At 57.9% G+C, this 25875-nt stretch carries 26 protein-coding genes; 9 read left to right on the forward strand and 17 right to left on the reverse strand.

Annotated features, from left to right (window positions below; translation table 11 throughout):
- The first annotated feature begins 11 nt into the window (after window positions 1–11).
- The 6 genes from rsxB to nth are packed head-to-tail and all read left to right on the forward strand — an operon-like array spanning window position 12 to window position 5580.
- Window positions 12–590 (forward strand): electron transport complex subunit RsxB, encoded by a 579-nt coding sequence (rsxB, locus tag CFT65_RS14110; protein ID WP_088828734.1) that lies wholly within the window; start codon window positions 12–14, stop codon window positions 588–590.
- Window positions 590–2419: an electron transport complex subunit RsxC gene (gene rsxC / locus CFT65_RS14115; RefSeq protein ID WP_088828735.1), complete on the forward strand. Its 1830-nt coding sequence runs from the start codon at window positions 590–592 to the stop codon at window positions 2417–2419. Before rsxB ends, rsxC begins: the two co-directional genes overlap by 1 nt.
- Window positions 2420–2440: 21 nt before the next feature.
- Window positions 2441–3490, forward strand: coding sequence for an electron transport complex subunit RsxD (gene rsxD, locus CFT65_RS14120; protein ID WP_088828736.1), 1050 nt, complete (start codon window positions 2441–2443; stop codon window positions 3488–3490).
- A 2-nt stretch (window positions 3491–3492) separates the two neighbouring features.
- Window positions 3493–4194 carry an electron transport complex subunit RsxG gene (gene rsxG / locus CFT65_RS14125; protein WP_088828737.1) on the forward strand — a complete coding sequence of 234 codons (702 nt, stop codon included), beginning with the start codon at window positions 3493–3495 and terminating at the stop codon, window positions 4192–4194.
- A gap of 2 nt (window positions 4195–4196) precedes the next feature.
- Complete coding sequence (locus CFT65_RS14130; RefSeq protein ID WP_088828738.1) at window positions 4197–4913, forward strand: electron transport complex subunit E; 717 nt, start codon at window positions 4197–4199, stop codon at window positions 4911–4913.
- A gap of 28 nt (window positions 4914–4941) precedes the next feature.
- Window positions 4942–5580, forward strand: coding sequence for an endonuclease III (gene nth / locus CFT65_RS14135; protein WP_088828739.1), 639 nt, complete (start codon window positions 4942–4944; stop codon window positions 5578–5580).
- A gap of 60 nt (window positions 5581–5640) precedes the next feature.
- Here the strand turns inward: nth and CFT65_RS14140 are convergent, their stop codons facing one another.
- The 17 genes from CFT65_RS14140 to CFT65_RS14220 all read right to left on the reverse strand — a co-directional run bounded on the left by CFT65_RS14140 (window position 5641) and on the right by CFT65_RS14220 (window position 24355).
- The gene (locus tag CFT65_RS14140; protein ID WP_088828740.1) at window positions 5641–6216 is read right to left on the reverse strand and encodes a chalcone isomerase family protein; all 576 of its coding nucleotides are present in this window, start codon (window positions 6214–6216) and stop codon (window positions 5641–5643) included.
- 206 nt (window positions 6217–6422) lie between these two features.
- Window positions 6423–7418 carry an RNA polymerase sigma factor RpoS gene (gene rpoS / locus CFT65_RS14145; protein ID WP_088828741.1) on the reverse strand — a complete coding sequence of 332 codons (996 nt, stop codon included), beginning with the start codon at window positions 7416–7418 and terminating at the stop codon, window positions 6423–6425.
- Window positions 7419–7623: 205 nt separating this feature from the next.
- Complete coding sequence (locus CFT65_RS14150) at window positions 7624–8511, reverse strand: peptidoglycan DD-metalloendopeptidase family protein (RefSeq protein WP_088829571.1); 888 nt, start codon at window positions 8509–8511, stop codon at window positions 7624–7626.
- A 186-nt stretch (window positions 8512–8697) separates the two neighbouring features.
- A complete protein-coding gene (locus CFT65_RS14155; protein WP_088828742.1) occupies window positions 8698–9711 on the reverse strand; it encodes a DUF368 domain-containing protein in 1014 nt (337 codons plus the stop codon).
- Between the two features lie 2 nt (window positions 9712–9713).
- Entirely contained in the window at window positions 9714–10370 is a 657-nt protein-coding gene (locus CFT65_RS14160; protein ID WP_088828743.1) for a protein-L-isoaspartate(D-aspartate) O-methyltransferase, read from the reverse strand.
- Window positions 10367–11137 carry a 5'/3'-nucleotidase SurE gene (gene surE, locus CFT65_RS14165; RefSeq protein WP_088828744.1) on the reverse strand — a complete coding sequence of 257 codons (771 nt, stop codon included), beginning with the start codon at window positions 11135–11137 and terminating at the stop codon, window positions 10367–10369. The genes CFT65_RS14160 and surE overlap by 4 nt, the downstream gene beginning before the upstream one ends.
- A gap of 11 nt (window positions 11138–11148) precedes the next feature.
- Window positions 11149–12198 carry a tRNA pseudouridine(13) synthase TruD gene (truD, locus tag CFT65_RS14170; protein ID WP_088828745.1) on the reverse strand — a complete coding sequence of 350 codons (1050 nt, stop codon included), beginning with the start codon at window positions 12196–12198 and terminating at the stop codon, window positions 11149–11151.
- Window positions 12195–12674 (reverse strand): 2-C-methyl-D-erythritol 2,4-cyclodiphosphate synthase, encoded by a 480-nt coding sequence (gene ispF, locus CFT65_RS14175; protein WP_088828746.1) that lies wholly within the window; start codon window positions 12672–12674, stop codon window positions 12195–12197. Before ispF ends, truD begins: the two co-directional genes overlap by 4 nt.
- A gap of 26 nt (window positions 12675–12700) precedes the next feature.
- On the reverse strand, window positions 12701–13402 hold the full coding sequence (ispD, locus tag CFT65_RS14180; RefSeq protein ID WP_088828747.1) for a 2-C-methyl-D-erythritol 4-phosphate cytidylyltransferase: 702 nt from the start codon (window positions 13400–13402) through the stop codon (window positions 12701–12703).
- Between the two features lie 6 nt (window positions 13403–13408).
- Window positions 13409–13681, reverse strand: coding sequence for a septum formation initiator family protein (locus CFT65_RS14185; RefSeq protein ID WP_088828748.1), 273 nt, complete (start codon window positions 13679–13681; stop codon window positions 13409–13411).
- 205 nt (window positions 13682–13886) lie between these two features.
- Window positions 13887–15182 (reverse strand): phosphopyruvate hydratase, encoded by a 1296-nt coding sequence (gene eno / locus CFT65_RS14190; protein WP_088828749.1) that lies wholly within the window; start codon window positions 15180–15182, stop codon window positions 13887–13889.
- 180 nt (window positions 15183–15362) lie between these two features.
- Window positions 15363–16208 (reverse strand): 3-deoxy-8-phosphooctulonate synthase, encoded by an 846-nt coding sequence (gene kdsA / locus CFT65_RS14195; protein WP_088828750.1) that lies wholly within the window; start codon window positions 16206–16208, stop codon window positions 15363–15365.
- 2 nt (window positions 16209–16210) lie between these two features.
- Complete coding sequence (locus CFT65_RS14200) at window positions 16211–17839, reverse strand: CTP synthase (protein WP_088828751.1); 1629 nt, start codon at window positions 17837–17839, stop codon at window positions 16211–16213.
- Window positions 17840–17926: 87 nt separating this feature from the next.
- Window positions 17927–19282: a tRNA lysidine(34) synthetase TilS gene (gene tilS, locus CFT65_RS14205; protein WP_088828752.1), complete on the reverse strand. Its 1356-nt coding sequence runs from the start codon at window positions 19280–19282 to the stop codon at window positions 17927–17929.
- Complete coding sequence (gene accA / locus CFT65_RS14210; protein WP_088828753.1) at window positions 19266–20219, reverse strand: acetyl-CoA carboxylase carboxyl transferase subunit alpha; 954 nt, start codon at window positions 20217–20219, stop codon at window positions 19266–19268. Before accA ends, tilS begins: the two co-directional genes overlap by 17 nt.
- A gap of 140 nt (window positions 20220–20359) precedes the next feature.
- Window positions 20360–23842 (reverse strand): DNA polymerase III subunit alpha, encoded by a 3483-nt coding sequence (gene dnaE / locus CFT65_RS14215; RefSeq protein ID WP_088828754.1) that lies wholly within the window; start codon window positions 23840–23842, stop codon window positions 20360–20362.
- Window positions 23843–23887: 45 nt separating this feature from the next.
- Window positions 23888–24355: a TlpA family protein disulfide reductase gene (locus CFT65_RS14220; RefSeq protein WP_088828755.1), complete on the reverse strand. Its 468-nt coding sequence runs from the start codon at window positions 24353–24355 to the stop codon at window positions 23888–23890.
- A gap of 68 nt (window positions 24356–24423) precedes the next feature.
- Between CFT65_RS14220 and arsC the strand changes: the two genes are divergently transcribed.
- From arsC to CFT65_RS14235, 3 genes are read left to right on the forward strand one after another with little or no spacing between them, the layout of a single operon-like run.
- Entirely contained in the window at window positions 24424–24777 is a 354-nt protein-coding gene (gene arsC, locus CFT65_RS14225; protein WP_088828756.1) for an arsenate reductase (glutaredoxin), read from the forward strand.
- Window positions 24778–24821: 44 nt separating this feature from the next.
- Complete coding sequence (gene wrbA, locus CFT65_RS14230) at window positions 24822–25427, forward strand: NAD(P)H:quinone oxidoreductase (protein WP_088828757.1); 606 nt, start codon at window positions 24822–24824, stop codon at window positions 25425–25427.
- Between the two features lie 57 nt (window positions 25428–25484).
- Window positions 25485–25856 (forward strand): DUF2069 domain-containing protein, encoded by a 372-nt coding sequence (locus CFT65_RS14235; protein WP_088828758.1) that lies wholly within the window; start codon window positions 25485–25487, stop codon window positions 25854–25856.
- Window positions 25857–25875: the final 19 nt, after the last annotated feature.

Raw genomic sequence — 25875 nt, forward strand, 5'->3', positions numbered from 1 at the left:
AGTAACAGGTTATGTGGACAAGCGTTCTTGTTGCCGTTGTGGTTCTTCTGGCCCTTGCCGTTGTTTTCGGTGGCCTGCTCGGATTTGCGGCCGAACGATTCAAGGTAGAGGGTAACCCCCTGGTCGACCAGATTGATGCCCTTTTGCCCCAGACACAATGCGGCCAGTGTGGTTACCCCGGGTGTCGGCCATACGCCGAATCCATCGCCGAGGGCGGCCCGATTAACAAGTGTCCACCCGGCGGCGAGTCCACTATCAAAGCACTGGCCGACCTGCTGGATGTCGAGCCGGAACCACTGGACGCCGAGCATGGTGTCGAACAAGTGAAACGCGTCGCTGTTATTCGCGAAGACGAATGCATCGGCTGCACCAAATGCATCCAGGCCTGCCCGGTGGATGCCATTCTTGGCGCCGCAAAACACATGCATACGGTGATCGAGAGTGAATGCACCGGCTGCGATTTGTGTGTTGATCCCTGTCCGGTGGATTGCATCGACATGGTGACGGTAGAACCGGACATTCACACCTGGACCTGGAAACCGCCCAAATCTGGACTCATTGCCACCGATCGCCAGGGAGCCAGCGCCTGATGACCCAACTATGGGACTTCTCCGGCGGCATCCATCCTCCGGAACACAAAGACATCTCTACCGCGCGCCCGATTCGCAAAGCAGGTGTGGCTGACTGTCTGGTTCTGCCCCTTCAGCAGCACATCGGCGAGCCCGCCGAAGCCATTGTTGAGGTCGGCGAGCGGGTATTGAAGGGCCAGAAAATTGCCGATGTAAAAACTGGCATGGGTGTCCCTGTCCACGCGCCAACATCCGGCGTGATCGAGAGCATTGCCGACCTCCCTGTTCCCCACCCCTCGGGTATGACGGACCACTGCATTACCCTGAAACCGGATGGCGAAGACCAATGGTGCCGGCGCAATCCAGTAAAGGATTATCGGTCGCTTGAGCGGGATCAGGTTCTGCAGATCATTCGTGACGCGGGTATTTCCGGAATGGGGGGAGCCGGCTTTCCCACCAACATCAAGCTCCGGCCACCCCGGGACCGGAAGGTAAACACGCTGATTCTCAACGGTGCCGAATGCGAGCCCTACATCACTGCTGACGACATGACCATGCGGGAGAAGGCCGATGAGGTGGTTTCCGGCCTGAAAATCATGGCGTGGCTTCTACGCCCCGAGCGTTGCGTGATCGGCATAGAAGACAACAAGCCACAGGCGATTGCCGCTCTTCAAAAGGCAACCGAAGGCACCCAGACCGAAATTGCGGTTATTCCGACCAAGTATCCCTCAGGTGGTGAGAAACAGCTGATCCAGATACTGACCGGCATGGAAGTACCCAGCGGCGGAATTCCGGCCGATATCGGCGTAATGTGCCAGAACATTGGGACTGCCGTTGCTGTGGCCCAGGCGGTTTCTGAGGGAACACCTCTGATCTCCCGCGTGGTTACCATCACCGGGGAAGCCGTCCGGGACCCGGGTAATTTCGAAGCGCTTATTGGCACACCGATTGAGCATCTGCTGGAGCAGGCCGGCGTCAACCAGGACGCGGTCAGCCGGCTGGTGCTTGGCGGACCCATGATGGGCTATACGCTGACAACAGAAGCAGTACCGGTGATCAAAACCACCAACTGTGTGATCGCCGCAACGGCCGCTGAATTGCCGGCACCGCCGCCGGAGCAGCCCTGCATTCGCTGCGGGCAGTGTGCCGAAGCCTGCCCCATGGAGCTTTTACCCCAACAGCTGTTCTGGCACGCTAAGGCCACCGAATTCGAGAAGGCCGAGCACCTGAACCTGTTTGACTGCATAGAATGTGGCGCCTGTTCCTACGTTTGCCCGAGTTCGATTCCGCTGGTTCAGTACTATCGATTTGCCAAGGGCGAAATTCGTGCCCAACAGGCGGAACAGCTGAAGTCAGACAGGGCTCGTGAGCGCTTCGAAGCCCGCCAGGCGCGCCTTGAGCGGGAGCAGCAGGAGAAAGAGCTGAGGCGTAAGGAGCGCGCGAAGGCCGCTGCCGAAGCGGCGGCCAAGAAGCAGGCCGAAGCCGAAAAGGCCGCAGCCGACGGCGAGGCCATTGACGAGCGTGCCGCCAAGTCTGCGCTGGTTGAACAGGCCCTGGCCCGCAAGAAAGCAAAGGCCGAGGCGTCCCAACCGCCCGCCTCAAGCACGCCGCCAGCGGAGGATAAACCGGATATCGAGGCCCTGGAAAAACAGCTGAGCCAGGCTCAGTCGAAACTGGAAACCATGCAAGGGATGCTCGATGAAGCCAAAGCCCAGCAGGCGGACAACGTAGAGAAGCTGGAGCGGGCCGTGGCCAAGAATCACGATCGGGTAAAACGAGCTGAAGAGGCACTGTCTGAGGCCAGAGAGAAGCTGGCCGCCGGTCCAACCGGATCCCAGCCAACCCATTAACCGAGATCAGGCACCATACCCATGGCATTCGTTCAGCAGTCATCGCCCCACGCACACAGTGCCCGGCCAACATCCCGTGTGATGTTGTGGGTACTTATTGCGGCCTTGCCTGGCCTGTTGGCCCAGACGCTGTTTTTTGGCTGGGGCAACCTGATCAATGTGGTCTTCTGTATCGCCCTAGCGATCGCTTCTGAAGCCGCCCTGTTAAAGCTCAGAAAAAAACCAGTCGCATTCTTCATCAAAGACAATACTGCCGCAGTTACCGGCCTTCTGCTGGGGCTGTCACTGCCACAGTTCGCGCCCTGGTGGGTCTCAGCCGTCGCGGTGATTTCAGCCATCGTTGTCGCCAAGCAACTGTATGGCGGGCTGGGCTCAAACCCGTTCAACCCCGCCATGGTGGGCTACGCCCTGGTTCTGGTCTCATTCCCGGTTGCCATGACAACCAACTGGGCGGAACCTGCCATGCTCTGGGACGGTGCACCAGGCTTTGGTGAGACCCTGGCGACCATTGCCTCCGGCCAGCAAACAGCGGTCGATGGCTGGACCATGGCAACCCCGCTTGATGAGTACAAACACAAGATCACCACCCATACCGCGGCCGAGGTGCTCAACCATCCGACCTTTGGTGAGGGTATCGCCAAGGGCTGGGAATGGGTCAATGCGGCGTTCCTGGCCGGAGGCCTGCTGCTCATCGGCCTGCGCATTATCAGTTGGCACATTCCAGCCGGTTTTCTCGGCGGTCTGATCGTGATGAGCGTGGCCTTTGGCAGCAATGCCGACCTCTACGCGCCGCTCTCGCTGCACCTGCTGGCAGGCGGAACCATGCTTGGTGCCTTTTTTATCGCCACCGATCCGGTTTCGGCCGCTACCAGCCACCAGGGCAAACTGATTTACGGGGCCGGGATTGGCATCCTGATCTACCTGATCCGCACCTGGGGCAATTATCCGGACGCCGTGGCGTTCAGCGTTTTGCTGATGAATTTTGCGGTACCGTTCATTGATCATTACACACCCCCGCGTACATACGGGCATCACAAGGCCCGCAGGGGTGTACCGGGGAGTCAGGGATAATCATGGCCGCAGTTGCACAGTCCATCCGTCGCAGCGCCATCGGGCTCGGCTTGTTCGCCGTGATCACCGGTGGCACCATTGCCGTGACTCAGGTGGCCACCGAAGAGCGAATTCGTGAGCAGGCGGCCCGTGCAGAGGCCCAGGCCCTGTACGAGATCATTCCGGAAAGCCGGCATAACAATGACCTGCTCAGGGACACCGTGCAGTTACCCGCCAGTGAGCGGCTCGCGCAACCTGGCGCCCTGACTGTCTGGGTGGCTCGACAGAACGAACAGCCCATTGGCATGATCATGCCGGTGGTAGCGCCGGACGGTTACTCGGGTAAAATTCACCTGCTGGTAGGGGTGAACATGCAGGGCACCATTCTCGGAGTGCGAGTCACCAGTCATAAAGAAACACCCGGGCTGGGAGACCAGATCGAAACCCGGAAATCAGACTGGATCAAGAGCTTTGATGGCCGCTCTCTGGGAGAACCGCCGCATCGGGAGTGGAACGTCAAAAAGAATGGCGGAGAGTTCGACCAGTTCACCGGGGCAACCATCACGCCAAGGGCTGTTGTGAAAGCCGTTCAGAAGGCACTGATCTACTTCCGGGAAAATCGCCGGGTTATCCGGGAGCGGCTCAATGAAGAGCCGTCACCGAGGGACAATATCCTGAACCCTGAAGCGATTGCCGGCGAATCGTCCAATACGGAGCATTCCTGATCATGGCAACCAAACCATCCAGTGAAATCGTCCGGGACGGGCTCTGGGACAACAACCCTGCCCTCGTCCAGGTGCTTGGGCTCTGCCCTCTTCTTGCCGTGACCAGTACCGTTGTCAACGCCATCGGGTTGGGTCTGGCCACACTCATGGTGCTCATGGGGTCCAATCTCGCGGTCTCGCTGATTCGCAATTTCGTAAGCGAGTCTGTGCGCCTGCCGGCGTTTGTGATGATCATCGCCTCATTCGTGACCTGCGCCGAGCTGCTGATGCAGGCCTTTACCTATGAGCTGTATCTGATTCTTGGCATTTTCATTCCACTGATTGTCACCAACTGCGCCATCCTGGGCCGGGCCGACGCCTTTGCCTCAAAGAATCCACCGCTTCCGGCACTTCTGGACGGTGCCATGATGGGTCTCGGGTTTCTGGCGGTTCTGGTGGTTCTGGGTGGTCTGCGGGAGCTTATCGGACAGGGCACTCTGTTTGTCGACATGCACCTGCTGCTCGGCCCCGTTGCGGCCGACTGGGTGGTGCGTCCGTTCGACAATTACCCGGACATGCTGTTCATGATTCTTCCACCGGGCGCATTTGTGGGACTCGGCCTGCTGATCGCTCTCAAGAACGGAATCGACAATCACCTGGAAGAGCGCCGCAAAGCCAATGAACCAGCACCCGTGGCAGCAGGCAGCAAGCGGGTCCGGGTTACCGGGAACGTTTCCTGATCCCCTGGTTGCAGAAGACTGAGAGCCGATGAACAAACAGAAACGCATTGAGATCTTCACCCGTCTCCGGGAAGCCAATCCCAACCCGACCACCGAGCTGAACTACTCCAGCCCGTTTGAGCTGCTGATTGCGGTTATCCTATCAGCCCAGGCCACGGATGTGGGCGTCAACAAGGCCACGGACAAGCTGTTTCCGGTGGCCAACACGCCAGAGGCCATCTTCGCCCTGGGAGTTGATGGCCTCAAGGAATACATCAAAACCATTGGCCTGTTTAACAGCAAGGCCGAGAACGTGATCAAGACCTGTCGCATTCTGATCGAAAAACACGGAGGCCAGGTACCGGAACGCCGGGAAGATCTGGAGGCATTGCCAGGAGTCGGTCGAAAAACAGCAAACGTGGTGTTGAATACCGCCTTTGGACACATGGCGATGGCGGTGGATACCCATATCTATCGGGTGTCAAACCGCACGGGCATTGCGCCTGGCAAGAACGTTCTCGAGGTGGAGAACCGGTTGATGCGTCTGGTGCCAAAAGAGTTTCTGCTGGACGCGCACCACTGGCTGATTCTGCACGGACGCTATACCTGTACCGCCCGAAAGCCAAAATGCGGCGCCTGTATCATTGAGGACCTGTGCGAGTTCAAGCAGAAACGGGATTACCTCTGAATTCAGGGTGATAAAAAGCCGGCATTGCGCCGGCTTTTTACTTTCAGAAGCAAGGCCTGGTTACCGCTGGCCCAGCATTTTTTCCTTCAGATCCTTCTGGGCCGGCTTATCGGACAGCCAGATTCCGAACAGGGCCTTTTTGAAGGCCAGGTCACCGACGGTGTCCTTTTGCTCACCGTTCTTCAGAACCCGGACGCCTTCGCCTGGCAGATAGACCAGATCAAAGACGTCACCCTCGGTGATCTCTTCCTGGAACACCGCCATGAACTGGTCCAAATCCGCCTGGATAGATGCCATATCACCCTCGGTGGAGACCTCGAAACCTTCCAGTGTTGCCTCGGTCATGCGTTCGCTGGTGATCATCCCGGAAATTATATGCAGAGTGATCGCCTGGGGCTCATCCGCGTTAATCACTGCCTCACCATCATTGATGGTCTCGGGAACGTACAGGCCGCCGACATACAGGTCCATGAACCATTTGGAACGGGTACCTGCGCCATTAAGCGTGAGTTCGGTATCCATGGCGGAATAGGTATCCGGAACATCAACACCTTCCACGCTGAGCGCAGCCGCTGGCGCTGACAGCAGGGCTGTCATAAGCACAGAGGCCAAGCCGGTTGTAAGAGCCTTCATCATAGTCCTTTCCTTTTCGATCATTATTATTGACGTATTTCATTCGTGCACCGGGTTTCGACACCATTATCCCCACCCGGTCAGGGCATTCTATCAATGAGGCTGGCGGCCAGTGCGCAACCTGGTTCTCATTTGCAGCGATCCTGAAACACAAAAAAGCCGGCCAGGAACATCCTGGCCGGCTTTTCGATCGAAATGTCAGAGGGGTCTTACTTGAAGAGCAGGTTTCCGGACAAACCTTCCTTCTCCAGAATTTCGCGAAGGCGACGAAGCGCCTCAACCTGGATCTGCCTTACCCTTTCGCGGGTCAGACCGATTTCCTGCCCCACTTCCTCCAGCGTGCTGACCGGATAGCCCCGAAGACCGAACCGACGTGACAGGACTTCCTGCTGCTTGTCGCTGAGCTGGTCAATCCACTTCTCCAGGCAGGAACACATGTTGTTGTCCTGCAGGAGATCCGCCGGGTCCGAAGCCCCTTCATCCGCTACGGTATCCAGAAGCGACTTTTCGCCACCGGTACCAATGGGAGTGTCCATGGAAGCGACGCGCTCATTGAGACCCAACATCCGCTTAACGTCGGCCACGGGCTTGTCGACCATCCTGGCGATTTCCTCCGCCGAGGGCTCATGATCCAGTTTTTGGGTCAGTTCCCGCGCTGCACGCAGATACAGGTTGAGTTCCTTGACCACATGAATCGGCAGACGGATGGTGCGCGTCTGGTTCATGATAGCCCGCTCAATGGTCTGGCGAATCCACCAGGTGGCGTAGGTGGAGAATCGGAAACCCCGCTCCGGATCAAACTTTTCCACCGCCCTGATCAGGCCAAGGTTGCCCTCTTCGATCAGGTCCAGCAGGGTCAGCCCCCGGTTCACGTAACGTCGTGCGATCTTCACCACAAGGCGAAGGTTGCTCTCGATCATCCGTTTACGGCCGGACTCCTCTCCCTTGCGTGCCAGACGGGCAAAATAGACCTCTTCTTCCGGCGTAAGCAGGGGGGAAAAACCAATTTCGTTGAGATACAGCTGAGTGGCATCCAGCTGCTTTTGGCTGGTGAAATAACGTCCCTGGGTAGGGATGTCCTCTTCTACTTCGGCTACTTCTTCGGTCGACTCTTTTTCGACTTTCTCTTCTGCTAACAGTTGATCCTCGGCATCGTCCATGTCCGATACGCGATCAATAATGATGTCTTCTTGCTCTGCTGACATTTATCTTGCCCCGCCTCTCAATAATCCTGGATGTTCGCCCGATACTTCTTGTTATTGCGGACGTCTTTGTCTTCACGCTTTTTCTTCAGGACATTTTGTTGGTCGGCCAGTCGTGGCCTTTACCGTTCTTGTTTTTCTTGCGAACGCGGTGTTTTTGTCAGTGCCGGTGTGTGCGATCTGGGCAGCCTGCTGACTGCGTCATTTGTTAGCGCGGTGGCAGATAATGGACTGGGTCAACCGGATTGCCGTTTTTGCGAATCTCGAAATGCAACATGGGTCGTTCAGCGCCACTGCTACCGAGCTCTGCGATCACCTGCCCGGCTTTCACATCCTCCCCTTCCTGCACCAGAATCTTCCGGTTATGAGCGTAAGCACTTAAATAGTGCTCGTTGTGATTCACGATAATCAGATTGCCGTATCCAAGCAACCCGTTGCCGGCATAGACCACATTCCCCGTGGCCGCAGCCTTTACAGCATCCCCGGCTTGCCCGGCAATATCAATACCTTTATTGACTTTTCCGGATGTTGAATACCCAGCAATTACAGTGCCAACGTGGGGCCAGCGCCATTCTATTCGAGCCACGGTCTGGGTCTGGGAGGACAGAGGCGCGCCCTTGCTTGGCGCCCTGGTCACCGCGGGTTTTGTTGCCGTGCTGGCCGTCTGCTTCGGCGGAGAAGCCCGGCTTGGCGTTCTGGGAGCGGACGCAGCCGGTTTGCTCGCCGTCGTAGCCTGACCGCCGGAAGTTACATTTCCGCGAAGGTCCAGGCGAAGCACCTGCCCCGCCTTGAGATTCCAGGGCGGACCAATGCCATTGGCATTGCCCAGTTCGCGATAGTCCCGACCATACCTCCAGGCTATGCTGTAGAGGGTTTCACCGGGCTTGACGACGTGCCGGCCCCAGTACACCGGCGGATTATAAATGTCGTCTTGATAAAGTGCGGGCGTATTGCAGCCGGACAAAAGCAGCGAGACCAAGAGGGAAAAGATAAGCAACAGACTGGTCGGCGTTTTTTCCGCAGGGCGATAGGGCTCAGAGGCACCGGAAGGGAACCGCGGGGACACCGGCAAACCGGCATTGACTAGCCCACGCAAAAGTCTCACAAGAATAAAAACGACCCAGTTATGAAAAATCCGTATAAACCATCATGGTTGTCGAAGCAGTTTCTAAACTTTTTATAGTAACTTGCTAATATATTGCACATTTCCCGCAGGAAGCCAAGTTACTACCCAGCCATCTCTGTTACCTCAAGAAACACCTCTTTTGTGCGTCAGGTAACACTATGGCGCCACATCCTTCCCGAACTCCGCCGCCGATGACGCCTGTCCGCGCCGGAAACCGATCCATTCCACAAGTAGAACAAGACCGAAGCCGGCCAGCGCCATGACCAAGGCGAGTAGCACCTCAGGATCCTGGCCAGCCTGCTCAGCGTAGGTCCAGGGCCAGATACTTGCCTCACTCAGGGGCACTTGTTCACCAGAGCTGTTGACCCGCCAGCTTAAAGTTTCTTTCCAGGGCCAGACCTTGTTGAGCGCTCCGATCATGAAGCCGGTTAGCAAAGCGAGCACCAGATCATGGAAATGATGGAACGCCCAGGTGATCAGGCGGGCAACGGATAACAAACCCACCACACAACCTGCCATAAACAGCAACAGAACGCCCACATCCACCGATTTGATTGCTGCCAGCACGGGAGCATACATACCGATAATCACCAAGATGAAACTGCCTGAAATGCCGGGAAGAATCATGGCACAGATGGCAAGCGCACCGGCTCCGAAAAATGCCAGCGCAGAGGGCGATAGCTCGCTGGCGGAGAGGGTCGTGATCCACCAGGCGATAACAATGCCGAACAGCAGCGGGATCAGCAGTGCGGATTTATGGCGCCGGACCTGACGCCCCACATGCCACACCGAGGCCACGATCAAGCCGAAGAAAAAGCTCCAGATCAGGATCGGATACGCCTCCAGCAGGTAACTGATGGCTGAAGCCAGGGTGGCAATGCTGGTCAGAATGCCTGTCAGCAAACAGACGAGAAAGGTTCCGTCACAGGCGCGCCAGAAAATTTTGAACTGACCCCGAACCAAATGCCGGACGACTGCTGCGGGAACGGCGTTGATGGCTTCCAGTAGCCGGAAGTAGATGCCGGTAATGAATGCAATGGTGCCTCCGGACACTCCCGGAACAATATCAGCCGCCCCCATGGCAATGCCCCGCAGAAACACCGCAGCAGGATGATGGTTACGGGCGGTTTCGCTATCTACGTCGGAGCTGAGTACTGCAGTATCAACCATATCTATCGGACAACCCCGCCCAGGAGCGGCACAAACCGAACCGGTTCCAGCTCTTTGTGATCGAAACGATCACCACGACGGGTAACCTCCACCAATACCTGATTCTCTTCACCCACTGGCGCAATCAGAACGCCACCCTCTGCGAGCTGAGCGAGTAAGTCGGCTGGAACTTCAATGGGCGCAGCGGTCACGATAATGCCGTCAAAAGGGCCCCGCTCTGGCCAGCCCATGCCACCGTCAGCGTGTTTCAGAAACACGTTCCTGGCGCTCAGCTGGCGCAATCGGTCCCGTGCCCTGTCCTGCAGCGCCTTGATCCGCTCGACGCTGTAGATTTCCGAAAACAGGCGAGCGAGCACGGAGGTCTGATAGCCTGATCCGGTTCCCAGTTCCAGTACCCTCGATGGCCCATGAGCCAGCATCAATTCGGTCATCCGCGCCACAATGTACGGTTGGGACAGGGTCTGGCCATAGCCGATTGGCAGTGACGTATCTTCATAAGCCCGATGAGACAGCGCCTCATCCAGGAAGATGTGCCGCGGCACCTCTCCCATAATCTCAAGCACGCGGTCCGATTCGATGCCGGCTTCCCTGAGGCGCTGGACCAATCGCATCCGGGTACGTCGGGAGGTCATCCCGATGCCTTCGAGCTGAGCTGTCATGCCCGGCCCTCCATCGAATCCTCCAGAGTATCGACCCAGTCCCGCAGCCGAGACAGAGCTTCATGCCGGGTCATGTCGATATGTACCGGAGTTACCGAGACATAGCCATCTCGGACGGCGTTGAAATCAGTACCAGGGCCGGCATCACCGCCTTCACCCGCTGCTCCGATCCAGTAGCGCTCCTTGCCCCGGGGACAGGTCATCGGAACCGCACCTTCAGCCCGCTCTCGATGGCCAAGCCGGGTTACCCGAATGCCTGCCAGTTCTTCCCAGGGGACGTCCGGAACATTCACGTTGAGGATGGAGCGCGGCCCGAGCACCAGAGGACGCTCGTTCTCCAGCAGCATCCGGACCACCCTTGCAGCCGTCTCATAGTGAAAGTGCCCATCATTGACCAGGGAAACGGCGATGGCCGGGAGGCCAAGATGTCGCCCCTCGGTGGCCGCAGCAACGGTACCTGAATAAATGATGTCATCGCCCAGATTGGCGTGGGTGTTTATCCCGGAAACCACCCTGTCGAACGGCTCACTGAACAGTCCGTTAACCGCCAGGTGAACACAGTCTGTCGGCGTTCCATCCACAGAACGGAAACCGTTTGGGTGCTCTTCCACGGTGAGGGGGCGATTGAGGGTCAGAGCATTGCTCGCACCGCTGTGATCCCGATCGGGGGCCACGACCTCAAGCTCACCCAGACCTTTCAATCCCTCGAACAGGGCGATAAGCCCCGGCGAATGAACGCCGTCATCGTTCGACAACAGAATACGCACAGTGTTCTCCGCTAGCCTTGTTGTTCGTTATGTCGGCTGAGGCTCATGTCCTCGAGCTCGAAAATATCACTTAAAATCGTTGTCGCGTACTGGCCGGGCGACAGAAAAAACGTCAGTTCCAGACTGTCCTCAGCCAGCCACTGCCAGGAGAGCCTCTCCGGCTTTACCGCCAGGGGCCGTCGCTCCGGTTTCATCCGGGTGACCGAGAACAGGCTCGCCAAGCCCGGAGTTTGCGCAACAATGTCCCGTTCAAAGGCTTCAAGTGACCCGGAAGCGGTGGTACCGCCGTCACCCCACAGGGGCCCTGTCGCACCTGCCTCGGCCCAGCTGCCGTCGTCTACCCGAGCTGCCAGAACCTCATTAAACAGCCAGGAGCGTGCCGCCGAAAAATACAATACGTTTTTCGAGCCGTCGCTGCCAGCACGCTTTTTGCCGCCGCGACCTTTCCCGCCAGATCGGCTCCGACGGTTCAGGGTGGCGGGATCGAGATGCACCGCACGGTCTAGGTTAGCGCCACCATTGCCAAACCGTTGGGGACCAAAGTAATTGGGAGCGCCAATATCCGCCAGGCGCGCCAGCGCATGATCGATGACCTCGCGTTCCCCGGTAACGGCCCTCAGGGTGACAACAAAGCCATTGCCCCTGTGCTCCCCTCGCCGTAATTTCCGCGCCTGTCGCGAGGCCGCCAGAACCGGCCAGCGAGCGGCAATTTCCTCAATCAACGAGGCGTCTTCAGCTTCACGCCCTGGTCGATAGAGACTGAACCATTGGCGTGTCACCGCATGCCGATCCTTGAGCCCACAGAAGCCGACATCAAAGTTGCGACAGTCCGCCATTCTGGCCAGTTCGCGAGCGACATACTCCGTGTTATCGCCCACTTTCTCCATTTTCAGGCAGAGATGCTCTCCACTTCCTGTCGTGGCATCTGCCTCAACATCGGCGTTGCTTTCCGATAGCTCCAGTAACTCGTCGACAACAAAATCGTCGGGCGTTGTCTTTAAACGACCAGAAGCAATACGGCCACCACCTGACGTGGGCCAGTCAAGACGCCAGTGACTCACGAATCCACCGATTCAAGCAGACAAATGGCCTGACAGGCGATGCCTTCACCGCGCCCCGTAAAACCGAGTTTTTCCGTGGTAGTGGCTTTTACGCTTACCCGATTGGTAGACACACCCAGATCTTCAGAAATATTCATACGGATGGCATCGATGTGAGGTGCCATTTTGGGTGCTTGGGCGATGATGGTGGCATCCACGTTCACCACGCCAAACCCTTCATCCCGGACCCGGGTCATGACCCGGCGCAGAAGATCGCGGCTGTCGGCCCCTGCCCACTCATCGCTGGTGTCCGGGAAGAAATGCCCGATGTCGCCAAGTGCTGCAGCGCCCAGCAGCGCATCCGCCAGCGCATGCAGCAGGACATCACCATCGGAATGGGCCTTGAACCCGTAGGAATGCGGAATGCTTACACCGCCAATAATCACAGAGTCGCCTTCGCAGAAGGCATGGACATCGAAGCCCTGACCAATACGCATAATGTGCTCCGGAAAACTCCGAAAGTTCAGAATTGGCTCAGAATGAAGCCTGCCAGTGCCAGATCCGCGGGCACGGTGATCTTGATATTGTCCGACCGCCCTTCAACCAGCACCGGCATGTTACCGGAAAACTCCACGGCGGAGGACTCATCGGTCACCGGGAGCTCCCCGGCAAGAGCGGCCTCCAGGGCATCAACAAGAATACGGTAGCGAAACATCTGGGGCGTCAGAGCCCGCCACAACCCCGTGCGATCAACGGTCTCAATCACTTCCGGAAGCTCACCAGTACCGGCTTTCTTTACGGTGTCGGCAACCGGTGAGGCAAGCAGTCCCCCGACAGGGTGGTTGTAGAGCTGATCAATAAGACTAGACAGATCCCGAGTATGAAGGCATGGCCTCGCTGCATCGTGAACCAGAACCCAGTCATAATCCCTGACCTGTTCCGCCATGGCATGCAGTGCCGATAACACCGAACCGGCCCTCTCAGCACCGCCGGTGCAGGTCTGGATTCGGCTATCGCCGCTGGCCTCGGTATCAGACCACCAATGATCGGCCGGATGCAATGGCACCATACAGCCCGAAAAAGGCGCGGAATCCATCAGTCTGGAAAGGGTGATGTCGAGAATGAAACGTTGGTCGATCCGAAGGTACTGTTTCGGTTGCTCAGCCTGCATGCGCTGGCCGATGCCGGCGGCAGGAACAATCAGCCAAAGTCTCGGGGCAGGCATAGACAATCAGTTTTCAACAACCAGGAAAAAGGTCTCGTCTTCTCTTATCAGGCCGAGATTCATTCTGGCCCGCTCTTCAACGGCGCCCTGCTCATTACGCAGATTCCTGACCTCAGCGTAGAGACGTTCATTGCGGGTAGCCAGTTCGGCATTTTCTTCACGTTGCTCGGCGATTGACCGCTCCATAGCCCATACCTGCGCAAAGCTGCCTTCCCCGACCCACAGGCGCACCTGCAGCAGGAGAATCACAATTACCATTATGGTCCAGAGCAACTTCATTGCCGATTCCGTTCACAAATTTATCAATCAAAATAACAACGACGGACGTTGAGTATAGACCTTAGAGTAGATTAGCAACAAATTCTTCTAACTGCCTGTACAAAAAGGCCATCGCACCGAGACTTTCGCCCAGAACCCGATGGCCTTAACAGTTTTTCGCCGATTACCGGCCCGGCACTTTGCCAGAACCGGTTGAATCAGTCGATCAGCCCTGCCCTTTTATCTCGCTCAGGCCGCGGTACGGCGCTTTACCATCCAGAGCTTCTTCAATACGCAGAAGCCGGTTGTACTTGGCAACACGATCAGAACGGCACAGGGAGCCGGTCTTGATCTGGCCGGCGCAGGTGGCCACCGCCAGATCGGCAATGGTGGTGTCCTCGGTTTCACCGGAGCGATGCGAAATCACTGCGGTGAAACCGGCATCCTGGGCCATCTTGATGGCATCGAGGGTTTCGCTCAGGCTGCCAATCTGGTTGAACTTGATCAGGATAGAGTTACCCACACCCTTATCGATGCCCTGCTTCAGGATCTTGGTGTTCGTAACAAACAGATCGTCGCCTACCAGCTGAACCTTGCTGCCAAGTTTGTCGGTCAGCACTTTCCAGCCATCCCAGTCACTCTCGTCCATACCGTCTTCGATGGAGACGATTGGGTAACGTTCACACAGCCCAGCAAGGTAGTCGGCAAAACCTTCGGAATCGAAGCTCTTGCCTTCACCGGAAAGCTGATACTGGCCATCTTTGTAGAATTCGGAAGACGCACAGTCCAGAGCCAGGGTCACATCGGTACCCAGCTTATAGCCGGCTTTCTCCACCGCTTCCTGAATGACCGCCAGCGCGGCTTCGTTGGATGGTAGATTGGGAGCAAAACCACCCTCGTCACCAACCGCCGTGTTCAGGTTTTGGGCCTTCAGCACTTTTTTCAGGCTTTGAAAAATCTCCGCGCCAACACGCAGGGCTTCAGAGAAGCTTTTGGCGGAAACCGGCTGAACCATGAACTCCTGGATATCAACATTGTTATCCGCGTGCTCGCCACCGTTCAGGATATTCATCATCGGCACCGGCATGGAGAACTTGCCAGAGGTACCGTTGATGTCTGCAATGTGCGCATACAGCGGCTTGCCCAGGGAGATAGCTGCAGCCTTGGCCGCCGCCAGGGAAACTGCCAGGATTGCGTTGGCGCCCAGGTTGGCCTTGTTCTCGGTACCATCGAGGTCCAGCATAATCTGATCCAGAGCACGCTGATCAGCCGCATCTTTGCCTGCCAGTGCATCACGGATCTTGCTGTTCACGGCTTTTACAGCCTTCAGAACACCTTTGCCAAGGTAACGGGAAGCGTCACCGTCACGCAGCTCCAGGGCTTCCCGGGAACCCGTGGAGGCACCAGAAGGCGCGCAGGCGCTGCCGACGGTGCCGTCTTCGAGGATAACGTCGGCTTCTACTGTAGGGTTACCGCGGGAATCCAGAACCTCACGGCCTTTGATGTTGGCAATCTTGGTCATTCTTCTCTGTCTCCAAGTTCATGTTCAAATTCGGGAGCCAGAGCGAGCGGGAACGGCCCTGCGAAAACCGCTACAAGCACGTCCCTGTGCGCTTGTTTCGGGCCATCCATGGCCCTCTACATTTTCGCAGGGCCGTTCCCGCTCGCTCCCATAGTCCGCGTAAAACGCCAACACCGCCATTCAGGCGGTGTCGATAGGTTTAAAGCTTTTTACCAGATCATCCACAGCTTTCACCCGCTGCAGGAAAGGCTGCAACTGGCTGAGCCGCAGAGCGCAGGGGCCATCGCATTTGGCCTTGTCCGGGTCGGGATGGGCTTCCATGAACAGGCCGGCCAGGCCCTGGGACATGCCTGCCAAAGCCAGATCCGTAACCTGGGCCCGGCGGCCACCGGCGGAATCGGCTCGTCCGCCCGGCATCTGCAAGGAGTGGGTCACATCGAACATCACCGGTACGTCCATGGCTTTCATAATGCCAAAGCCCAGCATGTCGACGACCAGGTTGTTATAGCCGAAACTGCTGCCCCGCTCACACAGGATCACCTTGTCGTTGCCCGCTTCCTCGCACTTGGTAATGATGTGCTTCATTTCCTGGGGAGCCAGGAACTGGGCCTTCTTGATATTGATCACCGCACCGGTTTTCGCCATGGCGACCACCAGGTCCGTCTGGCGACTCAGGAAAGCCGGCAACTGGATGATGTCACAAACCTCGGCCGCCGGAGCGGCCTGGGCTGGCTCGTGGACGTCTGAGATGATGGGAACACCGAACTTGCTTTTGATGTCCGCCAGTATCTGAAGACCTTTCTCCAGGCCGGGGCCGCGAAAGGAATTCACAGAAGACCGGTTGGCTTTATCAAAAGATGCCTTGAAAACGTAGGGGATACCGAGCTTGCCGGTGGCCTCAACATAGGCCTGGGCCACTTCCATGGCCAGTTCCGGCGACTCGAGGACGTTCATGCCACCAAAGAGCACAAACGGCTTGTGGTTGGCGACGTCGATTCCCGAAACGTTTACGGTGCTCTGCGCCATAATCAGGATCCTTTCTTGCAGGCCAGCGCTGCCTCAACGAAGCCCCTGAACAGCGGGTGGCCGTCGCGAGGCGTGGAGGTAAACTCGGGGTGGAACTGACAGGCGACAAACCAGGGGTGGTCCGGCGCCTCAACAACTTCTACCAGGCGGCCATCGGTCGAACGACCAGAGATCTGGAGGCCAGCCTCTTCCAATCTCGGCAGGAAATGGTTGTTCACCTCGTAACGGTGGCGATGACGCTCGCGAATGGTTTTCTTGCCATAGCAGTTGGCAATGGTGGAACCTTCGGTGAGAACGCAGTCCTGGGCGCCGAGACGCATAGTCCCACCCAGATCGGATTCTTCCGTGCGCTCTTCACGCTCTCCGGTGGAGTCCAGCCATTCGGTGATCAGGCCCACCACTGGCTCCGGCGTGTGCTCGCGGAATTCAGTGCTGTGGGCATCTGCCAGGCCTGCCACGTTCCGGGCGTATTCAATAACGGCCACTTGCATACCCAGGCAGATACCCAGGTAAGGCACCTTGTTTTCACGGGCATACTGAACCGTGCGGATCTTGCCTTCCACGCCGCGCTCACCGAAACCACCAGGCACCAGAATCGCGTCGGCACTGGCCAGCGCACCGGTGCCATCACGCTCGATATCTTCAGAATCGATGTAGTTGATATTGACCTTGGTGCGGGTCTTGATGCCGGCGTGCAGCAGGGATTCGATCAGTGACTTGTAAGCGTCCAGAAGCTCCATGTACTTGCCGACCATGGCAATGGTCACTTCCTGCTCGGGGTTCATCAGTGATTCAACAACGTTGTCCCACTCACTGAGGTCCGCAGGCCGGGCATCCAGACCGAATCGTTCGATAACGAGCTGATCCAGGCCGTGCTCATAGAGCATGCGCGGAATGGCATAAATGGATTTGGCATCCTGGAGAGGAATAACCGCCCGCTCTTCGACGTTGGTGAACAGGGCAATCTTGCGACGTGAACTGGCGTCCACCTCGTGCTCGGAGCGGCACAGCAGGATATCCGGCTGCAGACCGATAGAGCGCATTTCTTTGACCGAGTGCTGGGTGGGCTTGGTCTTGATCTCACCCGCAGTGGCTATGTACGGAACCAGTGTCAGGTGCATGAAAAGTGCACGCTGGGGGCCCACTTCTACCTTCAGCTGACGACAGGCTTCCAGGAACGGCAGGGATTCAATGTCGCCCACTGTGCCACCGATTTCAATGAGCGCCACATCGGCGCCGGCAGCACCTTCCACAACCCGACGCTTGATTTCGTCGGTGATGTGCGGGATCACCTGAACGGTTCCGCCCAGGTAATCACCACGGCGCTCTTTGCGGATCACTTCTTCGTAAACCCGGCCAGTGGTGAAATTATTGCGCTTGCTCATCGGGGAGCGGATGAAGCGCTCATAGTGGCCCAGATCGAGGTCTGTTTCCGCGCCATCCTCGGTGACAAAAACCTCACCGTGCTGGAACGGGCTCATGGTGCCGGGGTCCACGTTGATGTACGGGTCCAGCTTGAGAATAGTGACCTTCAGGCCGCGTGCCTCGAGGATCGCAGCCAGTGAGGCTGATGCGATACCTTTCCCCAAGGAGGACACGACACCGCCGGTGACGAAAATATAACGCGTCATGCAGATTCCGTGATTGTCTGGTTCGGTGAAGGAGGGAGATTGTCATCTCAAGATGGGACGCCAGACTACCAGAAAGGCCCCATTGACTCAATCACATTCCCGCTCTATGACCAGCCGCCAACCGGCGGCACAGGCGCCTCCCGAGTATTGTTCAGAACACCATAAATCGCCAATGGCAATGAGCTCGGGTGCCTCCCCGGAACCGGCGAAAACCAGCGGCAGACGGGCCCTTTCCCAAGGTGGAACAGCGAGTTCCTGCAGCCACTTCTTGAGCGAACGGGATGGCCCAGCGGGGTGGAAACGGACCCGCTCGCCACCCTGCCTCGTAAATATCCGTATTGGCGGCAACGGCCTTTCCGGGGTAACGACAGGTTCTAACCTGAGGGACCATTCGCCCCACTTCAGGACAGGCCCCGGCTCCAGAGCGAGCGGAACGTCCGGCAACGGTCCGCGATCGGGAACCAGGTAAAGATCGCCCTGGAAACGACGCAGGCTGAAGCCATCAGTCCTGAACTCCGGCTCCCGATCTTCTCGTGCAAAAAGCAGATCCTGAATCACCTGCTGCCAGTCGCCAATTGTGGGCGCCTGAAACCCGCGCTCCCGAACCCACCAACGAATCAGATTTTTCTGCTCCGCCAGAGGGAGGGTTTTCAGGCCATCAACGGGCAGACGGTTCTGTTCGCCACCGACACCCTGCCACTGCAAGGCGGCCAGCTTACGATTAAGCGCTTCGCTTTCGGCGCAGGATTCCGCCGTATGCCGGAGCCTGCGATTAAGCCCGGGCCAGCGCTCCCGCAGAGGCGGTAGCACGGTGTGACGCAGAAAGTTCCGGTCGAATCGTTGGTCGTTATTGCTGGGATCATCCATCCATGACAGACCGGCGACCCTGGCCCAACGCTCAAGCTCGGCTCGTTCGAACCCAAGCAGGGGCCGGGCAAGCTCGGCAGCGCCCAGCGCGCGAATAGCCGGCATGCCCGCCAGCCCTGCAACACCGCTGCCCCTGAGCATCCGGAACAGAACCGTTTCGGCCTGGTCATCACCATGGTGAGCCATCAAGAGCAGGTCTCCGCGCTGCATCAGAGCCTCGAATGCAGAATACCGCGCTTTGCGGGCCGCCTCTTCGATGCCACCACCGCCAGTCGCATTGCCCCCTGGAGTAACGGTTACCCGCTCAACTACAAGCGGCACACCCAGACGATCACACAGGTCGCGGCAAAACGACTCGGTATCCGAGGCATTCGGCTGAAGTTGATGATTGATGTGCACTGCCCGTACACGGTCGGTGCGGCCATGACAATGTACTGCCAGGTGCAATAGCAGGGTGGAATCGAGGCCGCCGCTCAGGGCTACCCAAAGGCGGGTGTGATCTGGGAGTTCTCTGACCGGGGCACATAAGGCCTCCGGCCAGTGGAATCCGAAGCCGGGCTCAGCGCCCCGTGTCATAGCGGGTCAGCCGCTCGTAGCGGCGGGATACCAGCTCATCCAGTGGCAGACGGCTGAGTTCAGCGACACCTTTTGCCAGAACCTCCTTGAGGGACTCTGACATTTTTTCGGGGTTGCGGTGAGCACCGCCGAGGGGTTCAGTCACCACATTGTCCGCCAGACCAAGATCTTTCAACCGGTCCGCGGTAACACCCATGGCTTCCGCGGCCTGGGAGGCGTATTCGGCACTTTTCCAAAGGATCGAGGCACAGCCCTCGGGGGAAATAACCGCGTAGGTGGAATACTGCAGCATGTTCAGTTGATCACACACACCGATGGCCAACGCGCCACCAGAACCACCTTCACCGATTACCGTGGAGATAATGGGCGTCTTCAGGCGGGACATAACGGCCAGATTGAAGGCAATGGCCTCACTCTGGCCCCGCTCTTCCGCACCAATGCCCGGATAAGCGCCCGGCGTATCGATGAAGGTAAGAATGGGCATCTTGAACCGCTCGGCCATTTCCATCAGGCGCAGGGCCTTTCGATACCCTTCCGGGCGGGGCATACCGAAGTTGCGCTTGACCTTGTCCCGTACTTCCCGGCCCTTCTGATGACCGATGACCATTACCGGCTTGTCGTCCAGTCTGGCAGTGCCGCCAACGATCGCCAGGTCGTCGGCATAGCGACGGTCGCCGTGCAGCTCATCAAAATCCTCAAACATGGATTCGATGTAGTCCAGGGTGTAGGGCCTGCGAGGATGGCGAGCCAGTCGGGCAACGTCCCAGGGCTTGAGATCGGAGAAAATGCTCTCTGTGAGGCTGACGCTCTTTTTCTTCAGCCGGGCAATCTCGTCGGTGATATTGATGTCGGTGTCATTGCCAACCATCCGAAGCTCTTCAATCTTGGCTTCCAGGTCGGCGATTGGCTGTTCGAAATCCAGATAGTTAGGGTTCATGATGTTCCATCATTTTTTGCCAGGCGGGAAAATACTCCGCCAAACCAGAATTTGACACAAAGATAGCAGCGCCCGGTCAGTGGCTAAAGCGGACATTGGTATGAGTCCGCTATCTGACAAACTTTTAATTTTCAGCTTACTCAATCATAGACCAGTTCTACCGACTGGTCGCCTACGAGGTAACGGAGCTCCAATAGCAGGTTGTCATCCGGCTGCACCCGCCAGGACTCGCCCAACTCGATCCGGGTTGACGCCTCGGGGCTGCTGTACTCAATCCAGACCGGGCTGCCCTCACACCGGAACGGCCTGAGGGTGGTGTCCAGTTTCTCCAGCAGTCCGTTCTGTAGCTGATCGGCATGCAGATTCAGCTTCAGGCCGCGGCTGAACTGCTGGCGCGCGCTCGCCACATCCATCACCGTGCTCACCCGCATCTTCATCTGGCCGGAATAGTCGTCGTGGCTGACCTGTCCCTCCACCACGATCACCTGGTCGGACTGCAACAGTTCCCGATTTTCAAAGAAAGCTTCCGAAAACAGGGTCGCCTCGATCCGCGCGCTCCGGTCGTCCAGCGTGATGAAACACATGGTGGAGCCGGTGCGGGTTTTCATTGTGCGCTGGGCAACCACCAGGCCCGCGACCCGCTGGGGAGCCTTGTTCGGCTTCAGATCGGCAATGGAGGACCGGACAAACCGCCGAACTTCTTTCTCGTATTCATCAAATGGGTGGCCGGTCAGGTACAGCCCCAGCGTGTCCTTCTCACCCTTCAGCCGCTGCTTCTCGGGCCACTCGCGCACACCGGCCACGTCCTCATAGGGGTCACCATCGTCGCCCGCCTCGAGCATTTCACCGAACATATCCATCATACCGACGGATTCGTTCCGGGATTGCTGGCCGGCCTGTTGAACGGCCTTATCGATGCTGGCCATCAACTGAGCCCGGCTGGCGCCAAGCTTATCCATGGCGCCGCACCGGATCAGCGCTTCCATGGCGCGCTTGTTGACCTTTTTCAGGTCAATGCGTCGGCAAAAATCGAAAATATCCTGATAGGGCTCGCCATCACCACGCCCTTCGACGATGCTCTGGATCGGACCCTCACCCAGCCCCTTGATGGCCCCCAGGCCATAGACAATCTGACCCTCGTCGTTGACGGTAAAAGTGTATTCCGAACGACTGACGTCAGGCACCAGAAGATCAAGTTTCATGTTCCGGCACTCTTCCACCAGCGTGACCACCTTGTCGGTGTTCTGCATATCGGCGGTCAGTACCGCGGCCATGAATTCCGCCGGGTAGTGGGCTTTCAGCCAGAGGGTCTGGTAAGACACCAGTGCATAGGCGGCCGAGTGGGATTTGTTGAAGCCGTAACCCGCAAACTTTTCCACCAGGTCAAAGATGTTTTCGGCCAGGGTCGTGTTGATCCCGTTCTGCGCACAGCCATCCAGGAAAAACTGCTTCTGCTTGGCCATTTCTTCTGGTTTTTTCTTGCCCATGGCCCGACGAAGCATGTCCGCATTACCAAGGGAGTAACCTGCCATCACCTGGGCGATCTGCATGACCTGCTCCTGGTAAAGGATAACCCCGTAGGTGGGCTCCAGAACCGGCTTCAGGCCTTCATACTGATAATCGGGGTGTGGGAACGACATCGGCTGGCGACCGTGCTTCCGGTCGATAAAGTCGTCCACCATTCCCGACTGCAGCGGACCCGGCCGGAACAGGGCCACCAGGGCGATCATGTCTTCCAGAGAGTCCGGCTGGAGACGGCGAATCAGGTCTTTCATGCCCCGGGATTCCAGCTGGAATACCGCCGTGGTTTCGGCCTTCTTGAGCATGTCGAACGAGGGCACGTCATCCAGCGGAATCTCGTTGATGTCGAGCGGCTGCATACCCTTCCTTTCCCGGCGCGGATTGATCATGTTGAGCGCCCACTTGATGATCGTGAGCGTCCGCAGACCAAGGAAGTCGAACTTCACCAGTCCGGCGTCTTCCACATCGCCCTTGTCGAACTGGGTAACGAGGCTGCCGCCCTCGTCGTCGCAGTAAAGAGGCGAGAAATCGGTGATCTTGGTGGGTGCGATTACAACACCACCGGCGTGTTTACCTGCGTTCCGACATACCCCTTCAAGCTTGAGGGCCATTTCCCAGATTTCCTGGGCTTCCTCGTCATTCTCGAGAAATTCAACCAGTTGGGACTCCTGCTCCAGGGCTTTCTCCAGGGTCATGCCCGGTTCGAAGGGGATCATCTTGGAGAGCTTATCGGCGAGGCCGTAGGATTTGCCCTGCACCCGGGCAACGTCCCGGACAACCGCCTTCGCGGCCATGGTGCCGAAGGTAATGATCTGCGACACCGCCTCTCGACCGTATTTCTGGGCGGTGTACTCGATCACCCGATCCCGGCCTTCCATACAGAAGTCGACGTCGAAGTCGGGCATGGAGACCCGTTCCGGGTTCAGGAACCGCTCGAACAGCAGGTCGTACTCCAGAGGGTCCAGATCGGTAATTAACTGGGCGTAGGCCACCAGCGAGCCTGCACCGGAACCCCGACCGGGCCCCACCGGCACCCCGTTATTCTTGGCCCACTTGATGAAGTCCATCACGATCAGGAAGTAGCCGGGGAACCCCATCTGGATGATGATGTCCAGCTCAAAATTCAGGCGCTTGTAGTAAGCCTCGCGCTTGGCATCATATTCCGGATCGTCCTTGCTCAGGGTCTTGGCCAGCCGCTCCTCCAGACCTTCCTCCGAGACCTTCCGGAAATAGTCGTCCATGGTCATGCCGTCCGGGATCGGGTAATTGGGCAGGAAGTACTCGCCCATCCGAACCTTCACCGAGCAGCGCCGGGCAATCTCCACGGTGTTCTCGATCGCTTCCGGAATGTCGCTGAACAGCTCGATCATCTCATCGGCGCTGCGCAGGTACTGCTGGTCACTGAACCGGCGATCGCGGCGCGGATCATCCAGGGTACGACTCTCACCGATACAAACCCTGGCCTCGTGAGCCTCAAAGTCTTCCGCCTCGAGGAAGTGGACGTCGTTAGTTGCAACCACCGGGAGGCCAAGGGCACCGGCCAGCTCAACACTCAGGTGCAGACAGTCTTCGTCTCCGGGACGACCGGTGCGCTGTAACTCGAGGTAGTAGCTATCAGGGTACAAATCCATCCAGTAACGGGCGCGCTCGCGGGCCAATTCCGGTTTGCCCGCCATCAAAGCCTTGCCCACATCGCCCATTCTCGAACCAGAGAGCGCAATCAAACCGTTCGCCCGCGCCTCAAGCCACTTGCGCTGGATGATCGGTTTGCCAAACCGCTGCCCTTCGGTATAACCCAGGGAAATGATTTCGGTGAGGTTGAGATAACCGTCGTTATCCCGCGCCAGCAGCGTGATCCGGAACGGGCTCTCGGGCTCGTCCGGATTTTCCAGCCACAGATCGGCGCCAATGATGGGTTTGACGCCCGCGCCCATGGCCGCCTTGTAAAAGCGAACCAGCGAGCACATGTTGGATTGCTCGGTCAGGCCAACAGCCGGCATGCCCAGCTCGGCAACTCGTTTGATCAGCGGTTTAACCCTGACCAGGCCATCCACCATGGAGTATTCGGAATGGACGCGGAGGTGTACAAAAGTCTGCGACATAACGTCAGGTTATTCCTGCTGTGTAATTCAGTTAGGGCGACCGGCTCAACCGCCGATCACGGCCCGGAGCTCTTCTTCGGTCTGGGGTCCAAAACGGGTCTCGACCAGATCGCCGCCCGGATTCACCAGAAAAGTGGCAGGCAGCGCGACCGGTAATTTCCAGCCGAACCCCGGCCCGGGATCGTCCGCCAACATGGTAAATTCAATGCCCATACGCTCGCCCAGTTCAACCAATGCGTCGCCCTGCACCCCATCAAAATTGACGGCGAGTACGGTAATGTCGGGCGCCTTGTCCAGCTCATTGAGCTCGGGAATTTCCTCGAGGCACGGTTTGCACCATTCCGCCCAGTAGTTAACCAGCACCCACTGGCCGCGCAAGGCGTCCCAGTTCAGTTTTGTGCCTTCTGCCCGCTCAAGCTCGATTTTCTGACAGCCGGACATCACCAGAATGAGCAGCGCCACGGCCAGAACATGCAGGCCGGAACGCCCACGGACAGAATCAGGGTACTGCACTGGAAAACCTCCTGTTAGACTACCGGCCACAGAAATCGTGGACTCCATTCAGACAATCAGGCACGAAGATGACAGAACCAACCCGGATTTTCCACAACCCTCGCTGCTCGAAATCCCGCCAAACCCTTGAACTGCTTACCGAACGGGGAATTGAGCCCGAGATTATACGCTACCTGGAAACACCACCGACAGAGCAGGAACTCAAGGATATCCTGAACGCTCTGGATCTTCGCCCCCGCGAACTGATGCGCACGAAAGAAAAAGAGTATAAAGAACAGGGCCTGAACAACCCCGATCTGAGCGACGAACAACTCATCGCCGCGATGGTAGCAACACCGAAACTGATTGAACGACCGATTGTGATCGCCAACGGCAAAGCAGCACTTGGCCGCCCACCGGAAAACGTTCTCTCGATTCTGTAACGCCGAACAACCTCCTCCTAGCCAGATCAGAAGGATCTCTGACGATGTCCGATCAATTGCCCTATGTTCTCGTGCTATTTTACAGCCGCACCGGCCAGACTGCGGAGCTGGCCAGCCAGATCGGCCGTGGCGTGGCCCGGGTTAAAGGCATTGAAGCGAGGCTAAGGTCGGTACCGCCGGTTTCCCCGGATACCGAAGCGTCGCTGCCCGCCGTACCAGACTCCGGGGCGCCCTATGCCAGCAAATCCGATCTCGCAAGCTGTGCCGGCCTGGCTATTGGCAGCCCCACTCGCTTTGGCAATATGGCGGCGCCCTTGAAGCATTTCCTGGACAGCACCGGCGATCTCTGGCTGAGCGGCACCCTCGAAGGCAAACCGGCGGGCGCGTTTACCTCTACCGGCAGCCTCCATGGCGGGCAGGAAACGACTCTCATGACCATGATGATGCCGCTGCTGCATCATGGCATGGTGGTCTGCGGCCTGCCTTACTCGGAGAAGAGTCTCGGCGAAACGGACACCGGTGGCACACCCTACGGCCCTACCCACTGGGCCGGTACCGGTGAGCAGCAGCCACTGAGCAGTCACGAGAAAGCCCTGTGCCAGGCCTTTGGCGAACGTCTGGCGAGACTCACTCTGAAGCTCGCCGACTGATACACGCTTGAGTACGGGACGTACTTTGCTCTACATTTATCGATTCCGGATCACACTATGCTGAACAACCCTAAGGCCCGCATTACTGTGCGGGCAACGATCGTCCTTTATATCGGCGTGCTCGCCACCCTGCTGATAACGACGTTCTATCCGGCTCCCGTCGAGGGCGTTTCCATACCCTTGATGCTGGCGGTGAAACTGGTTCCGCTTCTGCCCTTTGCGGTCACGGTCTTTCGCGGTCACAATCGGGGCTATATCTGGATGTCCTTCGTGGTGATCTTCTACTTCACTCAGGCCGTTGTTTCGGCATGGCTGAGCGAAGGCGCCCCCGGGCCCGTCATTTTGACGGTACTGACCTTCCTGTTGTTCACTGTTGCCATGGTTCACCTGAAGGTGAACCGGCCGGTGGCAAACGGAAACACACCCTGAATACCTGGAACTGACCCTT

This window comes from Marinobacter sp. es.048 (assembly GCF_900188435.1).
Taxonomy (GTDB): Bacteria; Pseudomonadota; Gammaproteobacteria; order Pseudomonadales; family Oleiphilaceae; genus Marinobacter.